The 21,555-nt window shown below is 65.6% G+C and carries 11 protein-coding genes; 5 read left to right on the top strand and 6 right to left on the bottom strand.

The features are described from left to right. Positions 1 to 79: 79 nt before the first annotated feature. Complete coding sequence (locus AB4851_RS16725; RefSeq protein WP_414443420.1) at positions 80 to 1,138, bottom strand: NAD(P)-dependent alcohol dehydrogenase; 1,059 nt, start codon at positions 1,136 to 1,138, stop codon at positions 80 to 82. 221 nt (positions 1,139 to 1,359) lie between these two features. On the opposite strand from AB4851_RS16725, the gene AB4851_RS16730 reads away from it, so the two are divergent. Continuing rightward, a complete protein-coding gene (locus tag AB4851_RS16730; RefSeq protein ID WP_414450725.1) occupies positions 1,360 to 2,310 on the top strand; it encodes an AraC family transcriptional regulator in 951 nt (316 codons plus the stop codon). A gap of 237 nt (positions 2,311 to 2,547) precedes the next feature. On the opposite strand, the gene AB4851_RS16735 is transcribed toward AB4851_RS16730, so the two are convergent. Genes AB4851_RS16735 through metX form a run of 4 tightly spaced genes read right to left on the bottom strand, consistent with a single transcriptional unit; the run spans position 2,548 to position 6,616 of the window. Then, the gene (locus AB4851_RS16735) at positions 2,548 to 3,549 is read right to left on the bottom strand and encodes a M48 family metallopeptidase (protein WP_414450726.1); all 1,002 of its coding nucleotides are present in this window, start codon (positions 3,547 to 3,549) and stop codon (positions 2,548 to 2,550) included. After that, the gene (locus tag AB4851_RS16740; RefSeq protein ID WP_414450727.1) at positions 3,539 to 4,849 is read right to left on the bottom strand and encodes an AmpG family muropeptide MFS transporter; all 1,311 of its coding nucleotides are present in this window, start codon (positions 4,847 to 4,849) and stop codon (positions 3,539 to 3,541) included. The genes AB4851_RS16735 and AB4851_RS16740 overlap by 11 nt, the downstream gene beginning before the upstream one ends. A 10-nt stretch (positions 4,850 to 4,859) precedes the next feature. Beyond that, positions 4,860 to 5,474, bottom strand: a complete 615-nt coding sequence (gene metW / locus AB4851_RS16745; protein ID WP_414450728.1) for a methionine biosynthesis protein MetW — start codon at positions 5,472 to 5,474, stop codon at positions 4,860 to 4,862. After that, entirely contained in the window at positions 5,471 to 6,616 is a 1,146-nt protein-coding gene (metX, locus tag AB4851_RS16750; protein ID WP_414450729.1) for a homoserine O-succinyltransferase MetX, read from the bottom strand. Before metX ends, metW begins: the two co-directional genes overlap by 4 nt. 312 nt (positions 6,617 to 6,928) lie before the next feature. On the opposite strand from metX, the gene AB4851_RS16755 reads away from it, so the two are divergent. From AB4851_RS16755 to AB4851_RS16765, 3 genes are all read left to right on the top strand, one after another. After that, positions 6,929 to 8,152, top strand: coding sequence for an Ig-like domain-containing protein (locus AB4851_RS16755; RefSeq protein ID WP_414450730.1), 1,224 nt, complete (start codon positions 6,929 to 6,931; stop codon positions 8,150 to 8,152). A gap of 435 nt (positions 8,153 to 8,587) precedes the next feature. After that, positions 8,588 to 10,687, top strand: coding sequence for an Ig-like domain-containing protein (locus AB4851_RS16760; protein WP_414450731.1), 2,100 nt, complete (start codon positions 8,588 to 8,590; stop codon positions 10,685 to 10,687). Positions 10,688 to 11,195: 508 nt separating this feature from the next. After that, positions 11,196 to 16,499 (top strand): Ig-like domain-containing protein, encoded by a 5,304-nt coding sequence (locus tag AB4851_RS16765; RefSeq protein ID WP_414450732.1) that lies wholly within the window; start codon positions 11,196 to 11,198, stop codon positions 16,497 to 16,499. A gap of 67 nt (positions 16,500 to 16,566) precedes the next feature. Here AB4851_RS16765 and AB4851_RS16770 read toward each other — a convergent pair whose 3' ends face one another. Then, complete coding sequence (locus AB4851_RS16770) at positions 16,567 to 16,728, bottom strand: hypothetical protein (RefSeq protein ID WP_414450733.1); 162 nt, start codon at positions 16,726 to 16,728, stop codon at positions 16,567 to 16,569. 216 nt (positions 16,729 to 16,944) lie between these two features. Here AB4851_RS16770 and AB4851_RS16775 point away from each other — a divergent pair, with 216 nt between their 5' ends. Next, the gene (locus AB4851_RS16775; protein ID WP_414450734.1) at positions 16,945 to 21,450 is read left to right on the top strand and encodes an Ig-like domain-containing protein; all 4,506 of its coding nucleotides are present in this window, start codon (positions 16,945 to 16,947) and stop codon (positions 21,448 to 21,450) included. Positions 21,451 to 21,555 lie beyond the last annotated feature (105 nt).

Genomic DNA, 21,555 nt, shown 5'->3' on the forward strand with positions numbered 1-21,555 from the left:
CGCTCATCAAGGGCACGTAAAGAAAAACGCCGCCGGGATCGCACCCGGCGGCGTTTTTTCATCGGCGGTGCAACAGCCTTTACGCAGCCGGCTGCAGCGAGGCGTTGTCGATCACGAAGCGGTACTTCACGTCGCTCTTGAGCATGCGCTCGTAGGCGGCGTTGATGTCCTGGATCTTGATCAGTTCGATGTCCGACACGATGCCGTGCTCGGCGCAGAAATCGAGCATTTCCTGCGTTTCGGCGATGCCGCCGATCAGCGAGCCGGCCAGGCGGCGGCGCTTCATGATCAGGTTGAACACCTGCGGCGACGGGTGATCGTGCTCCGGCGCACCGACCAGCGCCATCGTGCCGTCGCGCTTGAGCAGGTTCAGGAACGGGTTCAGGTCGTGGGTGGCCGCCACCGTGTTGACGATCAGGTCGAAGCTGTTCAGGTGCGCGTTCATTTGCGCCTCATCCTTCGAGATGACCACTTCGTGCGCGCCCAGGCGCTTGCCGTCTTCGATCTTCGACGGCGAGGTGGTGAACAGCACGACATGCGCGCCCATCGCACGGGCGATCTTCACGCCCATGTGGCCGAGGCCGCCCAGGCCGACGATGCCGACCTTCTTGCCGGGGCCGGCGCCCCAGGTGCGCAGCGGCGAGTAGGTGGTGATGCCGGCGCACAGCAACGGCGCGGCGGCGGCCGGATCGAGCGATTCTGGCACGCGCAGCACGAACGCTTCGTCGACCACGATCTGCGACGAGTAGCCGCCGAACGTCAGGTCGCCGGTGACGCGGTCGTTGCCGTTGTAGGTGCCGACCCAGCCGTTTTCGCAATACTGTTCCAGGCCTTCGCCGCAGCTCGGGCAGGTGCGGCACGAATCGACCAGGCAGCCGACGCCGACCAGCTCACCGGTCTTGAAGCGCGTGACGTCCGGGCCGACGGCGCTCACGCGGCCGACGATTTCATGGCCGGGCACCACCGGGTACACCGAGTTCTTCCATTCATTGCGGGCCTGATGCAGATCCGAGTGGCAGACGCCGCAGTAGAGGATCTCGATCTGGACGTCGAGATCGCGCAGTTCACGGCGCTGGATTTCGGTGGCGGCGAGCGGGCTGGTCGCGCTCTGCGCCGCGTAGGCGTAAGTCGTGCTCATGGGAGGGCTCCTTACTGTTGAATTCGGAACGCTTCGCCCGGCTGCCGACGCGGCGGTCGGGTGCGAAACGGGTTCCCATACTAAGGATGCGGGGTGCCGGCCGATATACCTGAAGGTCTTGAAGCGTTGCCTAATGCTCTCGAATTGTGCGGGTGCAGCACGCAGTGGACGCCCGCAATGCTAGATTGCAAGCCTGATCCTATTGCGGCGGCGGATGGCTCATGAGCTTCGTACCCTTGATTCCGGATGGCGACCTGCGCGTGCAGCAGCGCATCATCGAACTGCTCGGCCAGCTCGCGCCGAGCGACGGCGTCACCGACGCGACGCTCGAAGGCGTGCGCTTCATGCGCGTCAGCACCACGCTGCCGCGCTGCCCGGTGCTGTACGAACCGAGCATCGTGATCGTCTGCCAGGGGCGCAAGGTCGGCTATGTCGGCGAGCGCACCTTCGTGTACGACGAGCGGCAGTATCTGGTGCTGTCGGTGCCGCTGCCGTTCGAGTGCGAAACCTATACGGCGCCGCACGGGCCGTTCCTGGCGATCACGGTGCGCATCGATCTGGGCGTGATCGCCGAGCTGGCGATGCTGCTGGAGGAAACCCACGGCGCGGCCGTCAGCGAGCCGGACAGCATCTGCTCGACGCCGCTCGACGCACCGCTCGCCGACGCCGTGCTGCGCCTGCTCGAAGTGCTGCAATCGCCGCACGACACGCGCGTGCTCGGGCCGTCGATCATGCGCGAGATCGGCTACCGCGTGCTGACCGGCGAGCAGGGCGACGGGATTCGCGCGGCGCTGGCCCAGCAGCATCATTTCGGCCGGATCGCGAAGGCGCTGCGGCGCATTCACGTCGATCTCGGCGGCGAGCATTCGGTCGACGTGCTGGCGGCCGAGGCCGGCATGAGCGCGGCGGTGTTCCACGCGCATTTCCGGCGCGTGACGGGCACCTCGCCGATGCAGTACGTGAAGGCCACGCGCCTGCACCATGCGCGGCTGATGATGGTGCAGCAGAACGTGAGCGCGAGCGTGGCGGCGGCGCGGGTCGGTTATGTCAGCGCGTCGCAGTTCAGCCGCGAATTCAAGCGGATGTTCGGCCGCAGCCCCGGCGACGAGGTGCGCTGGGTGCAGTCGGCCAACGGCGCGGTGGCGAGCGATGCGACGGTGGAGGTGGAGTGACGAGGCGGTGAGTGCGTGGTGACCGACGCTGCTTGAGGGCGGCGCCGATGCCGCGCGAGGCAGGGGCAAGAAGTGGCGTCGAAGCCTGGGTGGAAGCCTCGATGAAGCCGCCTCACACCGGCCAGGCGGCCCGCAACCGGGGCGCAAACCGGCCCTCAGCGCCGTTCTGAAACCGGCCGCATCGCACTGATGCCGGCGTAGGGGGCGGCAATAACCCGACCGGGGCCAAACCAGCCCTCAACGCCGCTCCGAAACCGGCCGCACAGCACTGATGCCGGCGTAGGACGGCAACAACCCGACCGGCTTGCGGATCGCCTTTGCATAGGTCGGCATCCAGTCGGCCAGCCGTTTGAGCAGATCCTGCCGGCGGTGCCTGCTGTACGGGTGCGCGTAGATGAATCCATGCTTGCGGTCGCCGCGCGTCGCGACGGCCAGCTTGTCCCACAGCGTGATGGCCGCGCGCGGATCGAAGCCCGCGCGCGCGGCGATGTCGCCGCCGATCACGTCGGCCTCGGTTTCGTCGGTCGCGCCGTAGCGCAGCGTGGCCAGCCGCTCGGCGATGTCGGGCTGCGCGGGCAGCGGCTCGGTCAGGCCGTACAGCGAGGAGATCGGGTTCGTGCCGAGCGTGGCCGGCACCTGCATGTCGCCCAGCCCTGCGCGTGCGTGCTCGCGCAGCGCATGCGCGATTTCGTGCGCCACCAGCACGCCGAGTTCATCGTCGTTCGGATGGAGCCGCGCCAGCAGCCCGCTGTCGACCAGCAGCTTGCCGCCCGGCAGGCAGACGATGCGGGTGGTGCGGGCGCGCACCACGTTCACTTCCCAGTGCCAGCCCTTCACGCGTTCGTTCCACTTCACCGCATACGGCGCGAGCCGGTCGACGTCGGCGCGCAGCCGTTTCACGCGCGGGTCGCCGGCCGGCACCAGCGTGCCGGCGCGCGCCGCGGCCTGCACCATCTGCTGGTATTGCGCGGCCGTGATCTGCTCGAGCATCGGTGACGACACCAGGTTGCGGAACGCGAACGCGTTGCCGTAATGCACGCTGCGTGGCGGCGGCGCGTAGGCCGCGACCGGGCCGCCCGCGTGGTTCGCGCCGTTGGCGGCAGCCACCGCGTTGGTGGTGGCATGCGTGCCGTGCACCGGCTCGCCGGCCGCGAACGCCTGCCCGGCCGCGCAGGCCAGCAGCGCGCCGGCCAGCAGCGCGCCGGCTCGCCCGAGCGCGGCCGCCAGTTCAGCTCGCACGGGCCGCTCCGCTCTGCCCGCCGCGCCACGGCGCGACCTTGAACAGCAGCAACATGCCCGGAATGCCGAGCGCCGCGCACACCAGGAAGTAATCGAGCCAGCCGATCTGCGCGACGATGAAGCCGCTCGACGCCGAGGCCAGCGTGCGAGGCACCGAGGCCAGGCTCGTGAACAACGCGAACTGCGTGGCCGTGTAGCGCGGATCGGTGGTGCTGGCGATATAGGCCGTGAAGGCGGCCAGCGTGAGGCCGGTCGAGAAGGTTTCGAAGCCGTAGACGCCCGCCATCAGCACCGGATCGGGGCCGGCCTTGGCGAGCCACGCGAAACCGAGCGTCGAGACGATCTGAATCAAGCCGAAGATCCACAGCCCGCGCGCGATACCGATCTTGACGAGCCAGACGCCGCCCAGGATGCCGCCGGCCAGGCTGGCCCAGAACGCGGTGGTCTTGGCGAGCACGCCGATCTGCGTCTTGTTGAAGCCGATATCGAGGAAGAACGAGGTCGACAGCGTGGTCGCCATCGTGTCGCCGAGCTTGAACAGGAAGATGAAGCCGAGCACCAGCAGCGCGTTGCGCCAGCCGCCGCGTTGCAGGAATTCGCTGAACGGCAGCACCACGGCTTCGCGCAGGTTCTTCGGCGGCGTGCCGCGCACTTCAGGCTCGCGCACGCACAGCGTCATCGCCATGCCCGGCAGCATGAACAGGGCCGTGACGATGAACACGAGGCTCCACGGCAGGTGATCGGAGAGGATCAGCGACAGCGAGCCGGGCACCAGCGCGGCGATCTTGTAGGCGTTGACGTGGACGGCATTGCCGAGCCCCTGTTCGGCATCATGCAGCAGCTCGCGCCGGTAGGCGTCGATCACGATGTCCGAGCTGGCGCCGAAGAACGCCACCAGGGTGGCCAGCGCGGCCACGGTCCAGATCGAATCGCGCGGCGAGACGAAGCCGAGCGTGCCGATCGCCACCGCCACCAGCAATTGCGTGACCAGCATCCAGCCGCGTCGCCGCCCGGGCCGCCAACCCGGCAGGCGGGGCACGAAGCGGTCCATCAGCGGCGCCCAGAGGAACTTCCATGTGTAGGGGATCTGGATCAGCGCGAACAGGCCGATTTCCTTCAGGTTCACCCCTTCCGAGCGCAGCCACGCCTGCACCAGGTAGATCAGCGTAAACAGCGGCAGGCCCGAGGTGAAGCCGAGAAACACGCAGATCAGCGTTCGCCGGTTCAGGAACGCGCGCCAGCCGGGATGATCGTCGTGTGCGGCCAGCGCCGGCGTGTCGCGCTGCTCGGAAGATGTCATGAAAAGATCGTCAGAGTGGGGCTCGCTTGACGCGATAGACCGCAAGACTACCACGCCAGTTCGCGCCCCAGCGGACCGGCTGGCCGCCGTGCAGCACGGCCCGATCGAGAATTTCGACGCCCACTTCGGGCGCGAGCGCCTCGAAATCCTTGATCGTCAGCACCCGCACGTTCGGCGTGTTGTGCCACTGGTGCGGCAGCGATTTCGACACCGGCATGCGCCCGCGCAGCACCGACAAGCGATGCGCCCAGTAACCGAAATTCGGGAATGACACGATGCACTCGCGGCCCACGCGCACGGTTTCGCGCAGGATCGCGGCGGTCTGGTGGATGGTCTGCAAGGTCTGCGAGAGGATCGCGAAATCGAAGCTCTGATCCTCGAACAGGCGCAGCCCGTCTTCCAGGTTCTGCTGGATCACGTGCACGCCGTTCTTCACGCAGCCCAGCACGCCCGCATCGTTGATCTCGATGCCGTAGCCGCTCACTTCGAGTTCCTCCGCGAGCAGCGCCAGCAGCGACCCATCGGCGCAGCCGAGGTCGAGCACGGTGGAGCGCGGCTCGACCCAGCGCGCGATCGCGCGGAAGTCCGGCCGGGCCGAAAGCATCGTCAAGGCTTGCTGGTTCATGCGCCCACCTCCGCGGCAATTCGTTCGTAATAGGCGCGCACCACGTTGTGATAGCGCGGGTCGTCCAGCAGGAACGCGTCGTGCCCGTGCGGGGCATCGATTTCCGCGTAGCTGACGTCGCGGCGGTTGTCGAGCAGCGCCTTGACCAGCTCGCGCGAGCGCGCCGGCGCGAACCGCCAGTCGGTCGAGAAGCTGGCCACCAGGTATTTCGCGGTGGTCTTCGCCAGCGCGGCGGTCAGGTTGCCCTCGAAGGCCTTGGCCGGATCGAAGTAGTCGAGCGCGCGCGTGATCAGCAGGTAGGTGTTCGCGTCGAAGTATTCGGCGAACTTGTCGCCCTGGTAGCGCAGGTACGACTCCACTTCGAATTCCACGTCGAAGTTGAAGTTGTAGGCGTCGAGCGCGCCGTCGACGCGGCGCAGCGCCCGGCCGAATTTCTCGGCCATGTCGTCGTCCGACAGGTACGTGATGTGGCCGATCATGCGCGCCACGCGCAGGCCGCGACGCGGAATCACGTTGTGCGCGTAGTAGTTGCCGCCGTGGAAATCGGGATCGGAGAGGATCGCCGAGCGCGCCACCTCGTTGAACGCGATGTTCTGCGCCGAGAGCTTCGGCGTCGAGGCGATCACCATGCAGTGCGCGACACGATCCGGGTACATCAGGCTCCAGGCCAGCGCCTGCATGCCGCCGAGGCTGCCGCCCATCACCGCGGCGAAGCGCTCGATGCCGAACGCATCGGCCAGGCGTGCCTGCGCGTTGACCCAATCCTCCACCGTCACCACCGGGAAGCGCGCGCCGTATTGCGTGCCGGAGGACGGATCGACGCTCATCGGGCCGGTCGAGCCGAAGCACGAGCCGAGGTTGTTCACGCCGATCACGAAGAAGCGGTTGGTGTCGAGCGGTTTGCCGGGGCCGACCATGTTGTCCCACCAGCCGGTGCTGCGCGGATCGTCCGCGTACAGCCCCGCGACGTGGTGCGAGGCGTTGAGCGCGTGACACACGAGCACCGCGTTCGAGCGCGCGGCGTTCAGTTCGCCGTAGGTCTCGACGACAAGCTGATAGTTGCCGAGCACGCTGCCGCTCTGGAGCCGCAGCGGTTCGGCGAAATGCATGGTCTGTGGAGCGACGATGCCGATCGATTCCATTCGTTCCGCCTTATGACTGGGCGGCTAAATGGCGTCGGCGAAGCGCGGAGTGAAAGATGCGCGGCTGACGACCTCTTTAGCCGCATTTGTAATGAACCCGCGGCCTGGTGGCTGGGGTTCGCGCGCCCGCAATCGAGTCAGCAAATCGGCGCGTCATTCGAGTGTTCCGTCTCGCCCCGCTGTCGCGGCGACAAGTGGCCGCAAGTATAGCGGATTTCGCCAGGAACCATCGGCCGGCCCCGGTGCGCGGCCAAGTTGGTTTGTCGAACGCAATGTTGGACTCAGGTCAAGCAACGGGCGCGTCCAGTCGGGGTGCGGGGATCGAGCGTCTGTACATTACGCAGCGCCTTTCCCGCGGATGAGGCGCCGGGGCCCTCCCTATCGGAGTTCGGCGCATGCGGCATCGATACGCATGGTCGCCGTGCGCGATGGTCCGAATCCTTTCTCCGTACCGTTGATCCCGGGCTCGTCGAGCCGTTCCGCTTCGATTCGCGCGAAAGGGTGCGCGCTATGCGATCGCAGTTGGGTGCGCAGCGTTGGATCGTCACCGAAATCCGTTTCAGAGAGGTTCAGATCATGGCAAATCAATCAGCATTCAAGCGGCCGTCACGCCCGACCATCGACACCGTGACCGACAACGTGGAACCCCACACCGGGGTGATCGATCCGGCCGGGTTGACCAACGACCCGCGCCCGGTGTTGAGCGGGCACGGCGACGCCGGCTCGATCATCCATGTTCGCGTCGACAGTTTCGAAGTGGGGATCGTCGAGGTCGGCGCGGGCGGAACGTGGACGTATCAATTGCCGCAGCCGTTGCCGGACGGTTTGTTCCGACTGTCGGCCCGGGCGAGCAATGCGGGCATGCTGAGCGTGCCGTCGCAGCCGTACATGATCGAGGTCGACGTGACCCCACCGTCGGCGCCGACCATCGATCACGCGTCGGCCGACAGCGCCGCGACGCTGTCCGGTCGTGCGGAGCCGTATTCGAAGGTCGAGGTGTATGCGGACAAGACCTTGCTCGGCACCGTGACGACCGGCACCGACAGCCGATGGACATTCCCGCTGCCGGACGGCATCGCGGCCGGCCACCACGCGTTGACGGCCACTGCCACGGATTCCGCGGGCAATGTGAGCCAATCGTCGGCGAGCTTCGACTACGCCGTCGGGTCGGCGCAGTCGGCCGCCCACGCGGTGGTGGACGAAGCGGAGCGCGACAGCGGGGAGCATCCCGATGATCGGCCGATCGACGACGGCACGGCGGCACGGCCGACCAGCGGATCGTCGATCGCGCCGACGATCGACTCGGGCGACAACACGACGAAGCTGTCGTTGGCGGACGTGCTGTTCCCCCTCGGTCATCAGGAGCTGTTTCGGGCGGATGGCGGCGCGCGGGCGCCCGGCATGCCGGAACTCGCGTCGGGCAGCCATGAAGGGCGGCCGGTGCCCGACGGTGTTGGCTACACCGGCGCTCACAACGCCGCGCAGGATATCGACCTGATGGTGCAGGCCGCGATGCCGCCGACGCCCATGGCATAACCGGCCCGGCGCGCTGCACGATGCGGCATGGCCCGGTCTTCGCGGATGCGAAGGCCGGGCCATGTCATTCACGCGGGTGAATGCCGCGTTGAAGCTGCCGGTGTCGAGTGTCGCATCGTCGCATCGAGCCGTCGTGCCGTGCGAGTCAGGCCGAGCAACGGCCGCGACCAGTCTGGATGCATAGGTCGCACGTCAATACATCCAAATCTCTTCGTTGTGCCGATCAACATTGATTGACCTATATCAGGGTTCAGTGCGCGCGCCGCCGGTACGCATGTGCGCCATGCGTAAGGATCTGGGTTCTTTCCTCCAAACAGCGACCCCGGGCTCGTCGAGCCGTTCCGCCTCGATTTGCGCGACAGGCAGCACCGCGGCACAACTGCAGTTGTGCCGCGGCCTTGGATCTTCACCGAAATCCGTTTCAGAGAGGTTCAGATGATGGCAAATCAATCAGCAGTCCAGCGGCAGTTGCACCCCACCATCGACACGGTGATCGACAACGTCGAGCCGCATGCCGGCGTGATCGGCCAGGCCGGGCTGACGAACGATCCGCGCCCGGTATTGAGCGGGCGCGGCGAGGTCGGCTCGATCATCCACGTTCGCGTCGAAGGCAACGAAGTGGGCACCGTCAAGGTCGCACCGAACGGCAAGTGGACGTATCAATTGCCGGAGCCGCTGTCGGACGGCTTGTGCCGTCTGTCGGTTCGGGCCAGCAATTCGGCCGGGTTGAGCATGCCGTCGGAGGCGTACATGATCGAGGTCGACACGACCGCGCCGCCGCCGCCGACCATCCATCAAGCGTCGTCCGGCAGCGCCCCGACGCTGTCCGGCCAGGCGGAGCCCTATTCGACGGTCAACGTGTATGACGGCAAGACCTTGCTCGGCACCGCGACGACAGGCGCCGACAGCCAATGGACGTTATCGCTGCCGTCTGGCATGGCGGTCGGCCACCATGCGTTGACGGCCACCGCCAGGGATCCCGCGGGCAATGCGAGCGAATTGTCGGCGAGCTTCGACTGCACGGTGGAGGGCAGCATTTCCGAGAATTTCGACTCGTTGCCGGCAGAAATATATTTGCACTTCGCCGGCCAGCACACGTCCACGCGCTATTTCGATGTGACCCGTCTGGATTCTCCCGGGCTCAATGCCGTCATCTTGCATGAGGGCTTGTTGACCGGGGCAAATGTCGCGATGCCGGGCGTCCCTGTCAGCGAGCGCCCGCCCACACGCGCACTGGCGATAACCGACAGGGTGCGGCTGGATCTGCATGACGGGCGGTCTGCCACGCGTATGTCGTTCGACCTGGGCGACGTGACGACGAACGAGGTGGTCAAGCTGTATTTCTACGACAAGAGCGGCAACCTGATTTACACGTCCCCGGGGTACACGGCCGAAGGCGGCCTGCATCAGCGAATCGATATCGACGTCGGCAAGGAATTCACGCGCGTCGAAATCAACGAGGAATGGCGGTCGGACAACATGACCATGAACTGGGTGGACAACATCGTCTTCTCCGGTACGGAGGTCGGCCCGAGCGATCGCCCCTTGCTCTCCGATCAGCCGGACCCGCAAGCGCTCGCCAGTCATGTCGCGGACGCCGGCGAGAACGGCGGGGCGGTATTCACCGTGGGCGATGTCGCCCATTTTTCCGGCGCTGGCGCGGGGGCGCATGGCGGTGTGGGCAACGACGCACTGCAACTGACGAGTGTGAATCAGGTGCTCGATGTCACTGTGTTGAACCGTGGCGCGACCGACACGATCAGCGGTATCGAGATGATCGACCCGACCGGCACGGGCGACAACACGTTGCGCATGTCGATGGGCGACATGCTGAATCTCGGCCACCCGGATGCATTCCGCCAGGATGGCTACTCGCAGATGCGGGTGGCGGGCAACGCGGGCGACCGCGTGGAGTTGGCCGGCATTCCCGATCTGGCGGCTGGCGGTTGGGATGGCGCGGGCAATTTCGTGATCGGCGGCGAACCGTATGCCGTCTACCGGAACGACACGCTGAAGGCCGAGCTGTTCGTGCGCGATGGCGTCGAGGCGAACAGCGGTTCGTCGATCGTGCCGGTGATCGACCCGGTCGAGCGGAACGCATCCCCGGGCGTGACGGATGCCGGCGGCCCGGCGCTGAAGTCGGCCGAGTTCACGTTCGATTTTGACGGCACGATCGGCGGCACGAAGGCATCGACGCGGTCGATCGCCGCGTTGTTGGACGGGATGGATCACAACGAAAGCGACGGGGGTTTCCATGTCGATCACGGGGCCGGCGACAACACGCCGAAACTGTCGTTGGCGGATCTGCTGAATCCAAGCCATCCGGATCTGTTTCGAGCGGATGGCGGCGCACACGTAGCGGTGAAGCTTGGCGCGAGCGACGACGCACAGGTGCCCGGCATGCCGGAACTCGCGTCGGGGAGCAACGAATGGCGGCCGGTGCCTGACGGTGTTGGCTGCACCGGCGCTCACAACGCCGCGCAGGATGTGGACCTGATGGTGCATGCCGCGATGCAAACCACGGCCATGGCCTAACTGCTCGACGCGCCGCATGGCGCAACTAGGGCTCGGTCTTTGCGAATGCTCAGACCGAGCCCTTGTCGTTTTATGCGGGCGAATGCCGTGAAGTCGCTGGCTTCGAGCGTCCGGCGGCCCGGCGAGCCGTCATGTTGTACGCGTGATCGTTCCCGCAATGCAAGTTGGGGTCGAAGTAAATTGCCGAATCCATTGAGTTATAAAGCGCAATGCTCGATTCAGGTCAAGCAACGGTCGTGTCTGATCTGGATGCATATGTCATACGCCTGTACATTACAAATGTCTTTCGTTCTGCCAATGAAGATCGATTGATCCATGTCAGGATTCGGCGCACGCGCCGTCGTTACGCATGGCCGCTACGCGTAACCACTTGAATCCTTCCTTCCAAACTGCGATCCCAGGTTCGTCGAACCGTTCCGCCTCGATTTGCGCCACAAGCGTGTCGCTGTGCGATTCGGCACGCGCCCGCGGATCTTCATCGAAACTCGTTTCAGAGATGTTTTAGATCATGGCAAATCAACCTGCAGTCAAGAAACCGTCCCGCCCAACCATCGACACCGTGACCGGCAACGTCGGGCCGCATGCCGGTGCGATCGATCCCGCCGGCCTGACCAACGACCCGTGCCCGGTGTTGAGCGGCCACGGCGACGTCGGCGCCATCATCCACGTCCGCGTCGACGGCGAAGAAGTCGGCACGGCCGAGGTCGGCCCGGATGGCACGTGGACGTATCAATTGGCGCAGCCGCTGCCCGAAGGCCAATGCAGCCTGTCGGTGCGGGCGAGCAATTCGGCCGGGCAGAGCGTGCCGTCGAAGGCGTACAAGATCGAGGTGGATGTCACCCCGCCGTCATCGCCGGTCATCGATCACGTGTCGCTCGACAGCCCTGCGACGCTGTCCGGCCATGCGGAGCCGCATTCGACGGTCGACGTGTATGACGGCAAGACCTTGCTCGGCACCGTGACGGCCGGCGCCGATGGCCAATGGACGTTCCCGCTGCCGGACGACATGGCGGACGGCAAGCACGTGTTGACGGCCACGGCGAGCGATCTCGCGGGCAATGCGAGCGAGGCGTCGTCGAGCTTCAACTACGTTGTCGGGCAGCCGATCGCACACGCGGTGGTGGACCAAGCCGGGCGCGACAACGGGGAGCATCAGAACGATTTTCTGACCAACGACGGCACGGCGGGCCGGCTGATCAGCGGTCACATCGAGGGGGCGCTCGGCGCGGACAACCGGGTCCAGGTCTCGACCGATGGCGGGCGCACGTGGCAAGACGCGCTGATGAAGGCGAACGGAGAGTGGGTGGCGATCGATCCGAATGCGCACACCGGCAATTGGACGATCCAGACGCGCGTGGTGAACGCTGCAGGCGAGCAAGGCGAGGAGGACAGCACGTCGGTCACGCTGAGGGCCGCGACGACGATGCCGACCGATGTGTCGTTCGATAGCGACGCTGGCAAGATGACGGTGAAATTTTCCCCGGAGCAGCTCGCGCCGGGTTCGAAGCTGTCGCTGATGATCGACGGCCACCTGTCCGAACACGTGCTGAGCGCGTCGGAACTCGCCTCGGGCGTGGCGACGTTCGATGCGCCGGTAACGGACGCGAAGCAGGTGGTGGCGGCCGTGGTCGATGCGGCCGGCAATATCTCGCCGTATCACGGAGTTGAGCGCGTCACGACGGAGAACAGCGTTTCCGAGAACTTCGATTCGGTGAATTCGGTATTCTTTTACAAAGCTTCCGACAGCGTGTCCACGCGCTATTTCGATGTGACCCGTCTCGACTCGGCCGACTCCGCCTGGTTTGAAGGCCTGCAGGAGGATATCAATCTCATAGGTACGGGCGGCAGTCTTGCCGATGCGCCAACCTCGCGCGTACTGGTGATAACCGGCAGGATGCGGCTGGACCTGCATGACGGGGTATCTGCCACGCGCATGTCGTTCGACCTGGGCGACATGACGACGCAGGAGGTCGTCAAGCTGTATTTCTATGACAAGAATGGCAACCTGATTTTCACGTCCCCCGAATACACGGCTGACGGCGGCCTGCATCAGAAGATCGATATCGATGTCGGCCAGGAATTCGCGCGAGTCGAAATCAACCAGGAATGGCAGTCGTACTACAACACCGCGAGCTGGGTGGACAACATCGTCTTCACCGGCCCCGGCAGTACGGATGAGCGCCCCGTGACCATCGATCCGGCGGCCGAGCAGGCGCTGATCGGTGATGCGGCGCACTACGGCAGCAGCGGCGGCACGGTATTCACCGTGGCCGATGTCGGCTATTTCTCGGGTGCCGGAGCGGGTGCGCATGGCGGTGCTGGCGTCGACACGCTGAAGCTGACGGGCGCGAATCAGGTGCTCGACGTCACGGCGCTGAACAGCGGCGCGACCGACAAGCTCAGCGGTATCGAGGTGATCGACCTGACCGGCTCGGGCGACAACACGTTGCGCATGTCGATGGCCGACGTGCTGAATCTCGGCCACCCGGATGCGTTCCGCCAGGACGGCTACTCGCAGATGCGGGTGACGGGCGATGCGGGCGACCGGGTGGAGCTGGCCGGCATTCCCGATCTGGCGGCGGGCGGCTGGGCCAATGCAGGCACTTTCGTGATCGGCGGCGAGCAGTATGTCGTCTACCGGAACGATGCGCTGAAGGCCGAATTGTTCGTGCGCGAGGGCGTCGAGGTAAGCAGCGGGTCGTCGATCGTGCCGGTGATCGACGCGGTCGAGCAGAGCGGATCGCCGAGCGTGTCGGGACACGCGGCCGCGCACGCGCAGGTGACGGTCTACAGTGGCGATACCGCGATCGGGACGGCCACGGCGGGCGCGGACGGCACATGGACGCTGACGCTGCCCAGCGGCATGCAACCGGGCGCGCATACGCTGACGGCGAGCGTGACGGATGCCGGCGGCCTGGCGCTGAAATCGGCTGATTTCATGTTCGATGTGGCAGGCGAGACAGCCCCCGCGCCTGGCGACCCTGAGGTGCCCTCGGCTCCCGAGGTCCCCGAAGTGCCCGGGAATCCCGGCGGCCAGAAGCAGGATAAACCGCCGTCGCGCCCGACCATCGACACGGTGACGGACAACGTCGAGCCGCATACCGGCCCGATCGGCCAGGCCGGGTTGACCAACGACCCGCGCCCGGTGCTGAGCGGGCACGGCGAAGCCGGCTCGATCATCCACGTCCGCGTCGACAACAACGAAGTGGGCACCGTCAGGGTCGGCTCGAACGGAATATGGACGTATCAACTGCCGGAGCCGCTGCCGGACGGCCTGGCCCGTCTGTCGGTGCGGGCGAGCAATTCGGCCGGGCAGAGCATGCCGTCGAAGGCGTACATCATCGAGGTCGACGTGACCCCGCCGCCGCCGCCGACCATCGATCACGCATCGTCCGGCACCCCGGCCACGCTGTCCGGCCATGCAGAGCCGTACTCGACGATCGACGTGTACGACGGCAAGACCTTCCTCGGCACCGTGACGACCGGCGCCGACAGCCAATGGACGCTCTCGCTGCCGGAAGGCATGTCGGTCGGCAATCACACGTTGACCGCCACGTCCCGCGACCCCGCGGGCAATGTGAGCCAATCGTCGGCGAACTTCGACTTCGTCGTCGAGCCCGAGGTGCCGACCGCCCACGCGGTGGTGGACGACGCGGGGCGCGACAGCGGCATATCTCACGGCGATTGGCTGACCAACGACGGCACGGCGGGCCGGCTGATCGGCGGACACATCGAGGGTGTGCTCGGCGCGCACGACCGGGTGCAAATCTCGACCGACGGCGGGCGTACGTGGCAAGACGCGCTGATGAAATCGAACGGCAAGTGGGTGGCGGTCGATCCGAATGCACACACCGGCAACTGGACGATCCAGACGCGCGTGGTGAACGACGCCGGCAAGCAGGGCGAGCAGGACAGCACGGCGGTCACGCTGAAGGACTCGACGGCGATGCCGTTCGACGTGTCGGTCAATCACGACTACGGGTCGGTGACGGTGAGATTCTCCCCGGAGCAAGTCGCAGCCGACTGGAAGCTGTCGCTGATGATCGACGGCCGCCTGTACGAACACGTTCTGAGCCAGCAGGAGGTTGCCTCGGGCATGGCGAGCTTCTATGCGCCGGTGACGGGCGCGAAGCAGGTGGTGGCGGCCATGGTCGATACGGCCGGGAATATCTCGGCGTATCGGGGTACCGAGCACTTCAAATCGGAAGGCACCATTTCCGAGAACTTCGAGTCGTTGTCGAGTGACTCATATTTATACCGGCAGGGGGCTACGGCGTCCACGCGCTATTTCGACGTGACCTGTCTCGACGTGCTTAGCGGCGTTTGGCGGCAGGGTTTGTTGACGGGTAGAGATGTGGCTGGGTGGGACGGCGCCGTTATTACCGAGGTGCCGACCTCGCGTGTGCTGGCGATAACCGGCAGGGTGCGGCTGGATCTGAAAGATGGGATGTCTGCCACGCGCATGTCGTTCGACCTGGGCGACATGACGACGCAGGAGGTCGTCAAGCTGTATTTCTATGACAAGAATGGCAACCTGATTTTCACGTCGCGCGAATACACGGCAGCAGGCGGCGTGCATCAGTACGTCGATATCGATGTCGGCAGGGAATTTGCGCGCGTCGAAATCAACAATGAATGGCGATCGGCCGACGACGGCATGAACTGGGTGGACAACATTGTTTTCACCGGCTCCTTCGGTACGAGTGATCGCCCCGTGACTCGCGATCCACTGACCTGGCAAGCGCTCACCGGTGATATGGCGTACTACGGCGGAAGCCAGGATACGGTATTCAACGTGTCCGATGTCGGCTATTTCTCGGGCGCCAACGCGGGTGCGCATGGCGGTGTGGGCAACGACACACTGCGACTGACGGGCGCCAATCAGGTGCTCGACATCACGGCGTTGAACAGCGGCGCGACCGACAAGATCAGCGGTATCGAGGTGATCGACATCACCGGCTCGGGCGACAACACGTTGCGCATGTCGATGGCCGACGTGCTGAACCTCGGCCACCCGGATGCGTTCCGTCAGGATGGCTACTCGCAGATGCGGGTGACGGGCAACGCGGGCGACCGGGTGGAGCTGGCCGGCATCCCCGATCTGGCAGCCGGCGGTTGGGCCAGTGCAGGCAATTTCGTGATCGGCGGCGAGCAGTATGTCGTCTACCGGAACGACGCGCTGAAGGCCGAACTGTTCGTGCGCGATGGCGTTGCGTTGAGCAGCGGGTCGTCGGTCGTACCGGCGATCGATTCGGTGGTGCTGAACGGATCGCCGAGCGTGTCGGGACACGCGGCCGCGCAGGCACAGGTAACCGTCTACGACGGCGATACCTCGATCGGGACGGCCACGGCGCGCGCGGACGGCACATGGACGCTGGCGCTGCCCAGCGGCATGCAGCCGGGGGCGCATGCGCTGACGGCGAGCGTGACGGATGCCGGCGGCCTGGCGCTGAAGTCGGCGGAGTTCCCGTTCGATTTTGGCGGCACGATCAGCCATCCGGCGCCATCGTCGCGGTCGCTTGCGGGGTTGTTCGACGGGATGAATCACGATGCGAGCGACAGTACCCATGCCGATCACGGTGCGGGCGACGCCACGCCGAAGCTGTCGTTGGCGGACGTGTTGAGCACCAGCCATCAGGAACTGTTCCGGACGGATGGCGGTACGCAGGTGCGCGGCACGCCGGAACTTGCGGCCGCGAGCAACGAAGGGCGGCCGGTGCCTGACGGTGCCGGCCACACCGGCGCTCACAACGCTGCGCAGGATGTGGACCTGATGATGCAGGCCGCCATGCAAACCACGCTCATGCCATAAGCGCTCGACGCGCCACATGAGGCAACCGGGCCCGGTCTTCGCATTCGCGAAGACCGGGCCCTTTCGTTTATGCGGGCACCGCGTTGACGTTGCCTGCTTCGAGCGTCTCGTTGGTGCGACGATTCATCATGTTGCGCGCGCAATCATTACCACTGCGGAAATCGTTAATCACAAAAATCACCGGTTGAGTCAACTGCGTGCAGCGCAATGTTCGATTCAGGTCAAGCAACGGCCGTGTCCAGCATGGATGCCGGTATCGCCCATCTATACATTACAAAGCTCTTGCATCGTCACGCATGGCCGCTATGCGTGACGATGCCTTCCCAACCGCGACCCCGGGCTCGTCGAGCAGTTCCGCCTCGATTTGCGCCGCCAGCGTGTTGTTGCGCGATTCGGCACGCGCCCCGGATCTTCATCAAAACCTGTTTCAGGGATGTTTTAGATCATGGCAAACCAATCTGCAGTCAAGAAACCGTCGCGCCCGACCATCGACACCGTGACCGGCAATGTCGGGGCGCGTACCGGCGTGATCGGCCAGTCCGGGCTGACCAACGACCCGCGTCCGGTGTTGAGCGGGCACGGCGACGTCGGCTCGACCATCCACATCCGTGCCGAAGGGCGCGAGGTCGGCACCGCCCAAGTCGGCTCCGACGGAACGTGGACGTATCAATTGCCGCAGCCGCTGTCGGACGGCTTGTGCCGTCTGTCGGTGCAGGCAGGCAATTCGGCCGGCCTGAGCATGCCGTCGAAGGCGTACACCATCGAGGTCGAGGCGGCTGCCACGACGACGCCGATCATCGATCACGGATCGCCCGGCATCCCCGGGACCGCCCACGCGGTGGTGGACAAAGCGGGGCGCGACAGCGGGGCATCTCACAGCGATTGGCTGACCAACGACGGCACGGCGGGGCGGCTGATCAGCGGTCACATCGAGGGGGCACTCGGCGCGGGCGACCGGGTGCAAACCTCGACCGACGGCGGGCGTACGTGGCAAGACGCGTTGATGCAGTCGAACGGCAAATGGGTGGCGATCGATCCGAATGCGCACACCGGCAACTGGACGATTCAGACGCGCGTGATGAATGGCGCAGGCACCCGGAGCGGGGACAGCACGGCGGTCGTGCTGAAGACCTCGACGGCGATGCTGACCGACGTGTCGTTCGATGGCAACGGCGGCATGATGACCGTGAAATTCTCCCCGGGGCAGGTCGCGCCGGGCTACAAGCTGTTGCTGATCATCGACGGCCGCATGTATGAACATGCGTTGAGCGCGACGGCGCTCGCCACGGGTTTGGCGAGGTTCGATGCGCCCGTCATGGGCGCGAAGCAGGTTTCAGCGGCCCTGGTCGATACGGCCGGCAATATCTCGTCGTACAGGGACGATCACGCCGCGACGCTCAATGCACCGACCGAGCAAGCGCTCACCGGCACGATCGCGCGCTACGGCGCAAGCGGTGACACGGTGTTCACCGTGTCCGATGTCGGCTATTTTTCGAGCGTTCGCGCAGGCGCGCATGGCGGTGCGGGCGTCGACACATTGAAGTTGACGGGCGCGAATCAGGTGCTCGACGTCACGGCGCTGAACAGTGGCGCGACCGACAAGCTCAGCGGTATCGAGGTGATCGACATCACCGGCTCGGGCAACAACACGTTGCGCATGTCGACGGCCGATGTGCTGAATCTCGGCCACCCGAATGCGTTCCGCCAGGACGGCTACTCGCAGATGCGAGTCACGGGCAATGCGGGCGACCGGGTGGAACTGGCCGGCATTCCCGATCTGGCGGCCGGCAGTTGGGCCAGTGCAGGCACTTTCATGATCGGCGGCGAGCGGTATGTGGTCTATCGGAACGATGCGCTGAAGGCCGAGCTGTTCGTGCGCAATGGTGTCGCGGTGAGCGGCGGATCGTCGATCGTGCCGGTGATCGATTGGGTCGAGCAGGGTGTATCGCCGGGCGTGTCGGGACACACGGGCGCCCATGCACAGGTGACGGTCTACCACGGCGATACCGCGATCGGGACGGTCACGGCGGACCCGGACGGCTCGTGGTGGCTGGCGCTGCCCGGCGGTATGCAGCCGGGGTCGCATACGCTGACGGCGAGCGTGACGGATGGCCGCGGCGTGGCGCAGAAGTCGGCCGAGTTCACGTTCGTTCTCGACAATGAGACCGCGCCGGTGCCCGACGATCTGCCGTCGCGCCCGACCATCGACACCGTGACCGACAACGTCGAGCCGCATACCGGCCCGATCGGCCAGGCCGGGCTGACGAACGACCCGCGCCCGGTGTTGAGCGGGCGCGGCGACGTCGGCTCGACCATTCACGTCCGCGTCGACAACAACGAAGTAGGTACCGTCAGGGTCGGCTCGAACGGAACGTGGACGTATCAATTAACGCAGCCGCTGCCGGACGGCCTGGCCCGTCTGTCGGTGCGGGCGAGCAATGCGGACGGGCAGAGCGCGCCGTCGGAGGCGTACATCATCGAGGTCGATGTGACGCCGCCGCCGCCGCCGATGATCGATTCCGCGTCGGCGGGCACTCCCGCGACGCTGTCGGGCCATGCGGAGCCGTATTCGACGGTCGACGTGTATGACGGCAACACCTTCCTCGGCACCGCGACGACCGGCCCCGACAGCCAATGGACGTTCCCGCTGCCGCCTGGCATGTCGGTCGGCAATCACACGTTGACGGCCACGGCCAGGGACCCAGCGGGCAATTTGAGTCCGTCGTCGCCAAACTTCGACTACGTCGTCGGGCCGACCCAGCCGACCGCACACGCGGTGGTGGACGACGCGGGGCGCGATACCGGGTTGTCGCACAGCGATTGGCTGACCAACGACGGCACGGCGGGCCGGCTGATCGAGGGGCACATCGTGGGTGTGCTCGGCGCGAGCGACCGGGTGCAAACCTCGACCGACGGCGGGCGCACCTGGCAGGACGCGTTGATGAAGTCGAACGGCAAGTGGGTGGCGATCGATCCGAACGCGCACACCGGCAATTGGGCGATCCAGACGCGCGTGGTGAATACCGCGGGCGAGCAGGGCGAGCAGGACAGCACGGCGGTCACGCTGAAGACGTCGGTGCTGATGCCAACCGACATGTTGGTCAATCACACCATCGGCTCGGTGGCGGTGAGATTCTCTCCGGAGCAGGTCGCAGCGGACTGGAAGCTGTCGCTGATGATCGACGGCCGCCTGTACGAACACGTTCTGAGCCAGCAGGAGGCTGCCTCGGGTGTGGCGAGCTTTTATGCGCCGGTGATGGGCGCGAAGCAGGTGCTGGCGGCCATGGTCGATACGGCCGGCAATATCTCGTCGTATCGTGGTGTCGAGCACTTCCAATCGGAAGGCACCATTTCCGAGAACTTCGAGTCGTTGTCGAGCGACTCATATTTGTTCAGGTATGGGGCTACGGCGTCCACGCGCTATTTCGACGTGACCTGTCTCGACGCGCTTGGCGGCGTTTGGCGGCAGGGTTTGTTGACGGGTAGAGATGTGACTGCGTGGGCACCCTCCGTTATTGCCGAGGCGCCGACCTCGCGTGTGCTGGCGATAACCGGCAGGGTGCGGCTGGACCTGAAAGATGGGATGTCTGCCACGCGCATGTCGTTCGACCTGGGCGACATGACGACGCAGGAGGTCGTCAAGCTGTATTTCTACGACAACAATGGCAGCCTGATTTACACGTCCCGCGGGTACTCGGCAGCAGGCGGCGTGCATCAGTACGTCAATATCGATGTCGGCAGGGAATTTACGCGCGTCGAAATCAACAATGAATGGCGATCGGTCGACGCGGGCATGAACTGGGTGGACAACATCGTTTTCACCGGCTCCTTCGGTTCGGGTGATCGCCCCGTGTTCGGGGACTCGCCGACGCGGCAAATGCTCACCGGTGATATGGCGTACTACGGCGGAAGCCAGGAGACGGTATTCAACGTGTCCGATGTCGGCTATTTCTCGGGCGCCAACGCGGGTGCGCATGGCGGTGTGGGCAACGACACACTGCAACTGACGGGAGGGAATCAGGTGCTCGACGTCACGGCGCTGAACAGCGGCGCGACCGACAAGATCAGCGGCATCGAGGTGATCGACCTGACCGGCTCGGGCGACAACACGTTGCGGATCTCGATGGCCGATGTGTTGAATCTCGGCCACCCGGATGTTTTCCGCCAGGATGGCTACTCCCAGGTGCGGGTGACGGGCAACGCCGGCGACCGGGTGGAGCTGGCCGGCATTTCCGGTCTGGCGGCCGGCAGTTGGACCGGCGCGGGCAATTTCGTGATCAACGGCGAGCAGTATGTCGTCTACCGGAACGACGCGCTGAAGGCCGAACTGTTCGTGAACAATGCGGTCGCGGTGAGCGGCGGATCGGCGGTCGCGCCGGTGATCGACTCGGTCGTGCTGAACGCATTTCCGAGCGTGTCGGGACACGCGGGCGCGCTGGCGCAGGTGACGGTCTACGACGGCAGCACCTCGATCGGAAAGGTCACGGCGGGTACCGACGGTTCGTGGTCGCTGGCGCTGCCCACCGGCATGCAGCAGGGTACGCATACGCTGACGGCGAGCGTGACGGATGCCAATGGCCTGGTGCTGACGTCACCCGAGTTCACGTTCGATTATGGCGGCACGATCAGCCGCCCGGCGCCATCGACGCGATCGATCGCCGAGTTGTTGGACGGGATGGATCACGACGAAAGCGACGGGGGTTCCCATGTCGATCACGGTGCCGGCGACAACCCGCCGAGGCTGTCGTTGGCGGACCTGCTGAACCCTGGCCATCAGGAGCTGTTTCGGGCGGGGGGCGGCGCACCGGTGCGCGGCATGCCGGACCTCGCGGCAGCGGGCAACGAAGGGCGGCCTATGCTCGACGTTGCCGGCTACCCCGGCGCTCACAACGCCGCGCAGGATGTGGACCTGATGGTGCATGCCGCGATGCAAACAACGCTCATGGCCTGAGCGCTCGACGCGCTGCATGAAGCAGCAGGGCCCGGTCTTCGCGAAGGCGCAGACCGGGCCGTGTCATTAGGTCGCCGAGTCAAGCCACTCGTGGAACGCGATGTT

Source organism: Burkholderia sp. 22PA0099, assembly GCF_047497165.1.
GTDB lineage: Bacteria > Pseudomonadota > Gammaproteobacteria > Burkholderiales > Burkholderiaceae > Burkholderia.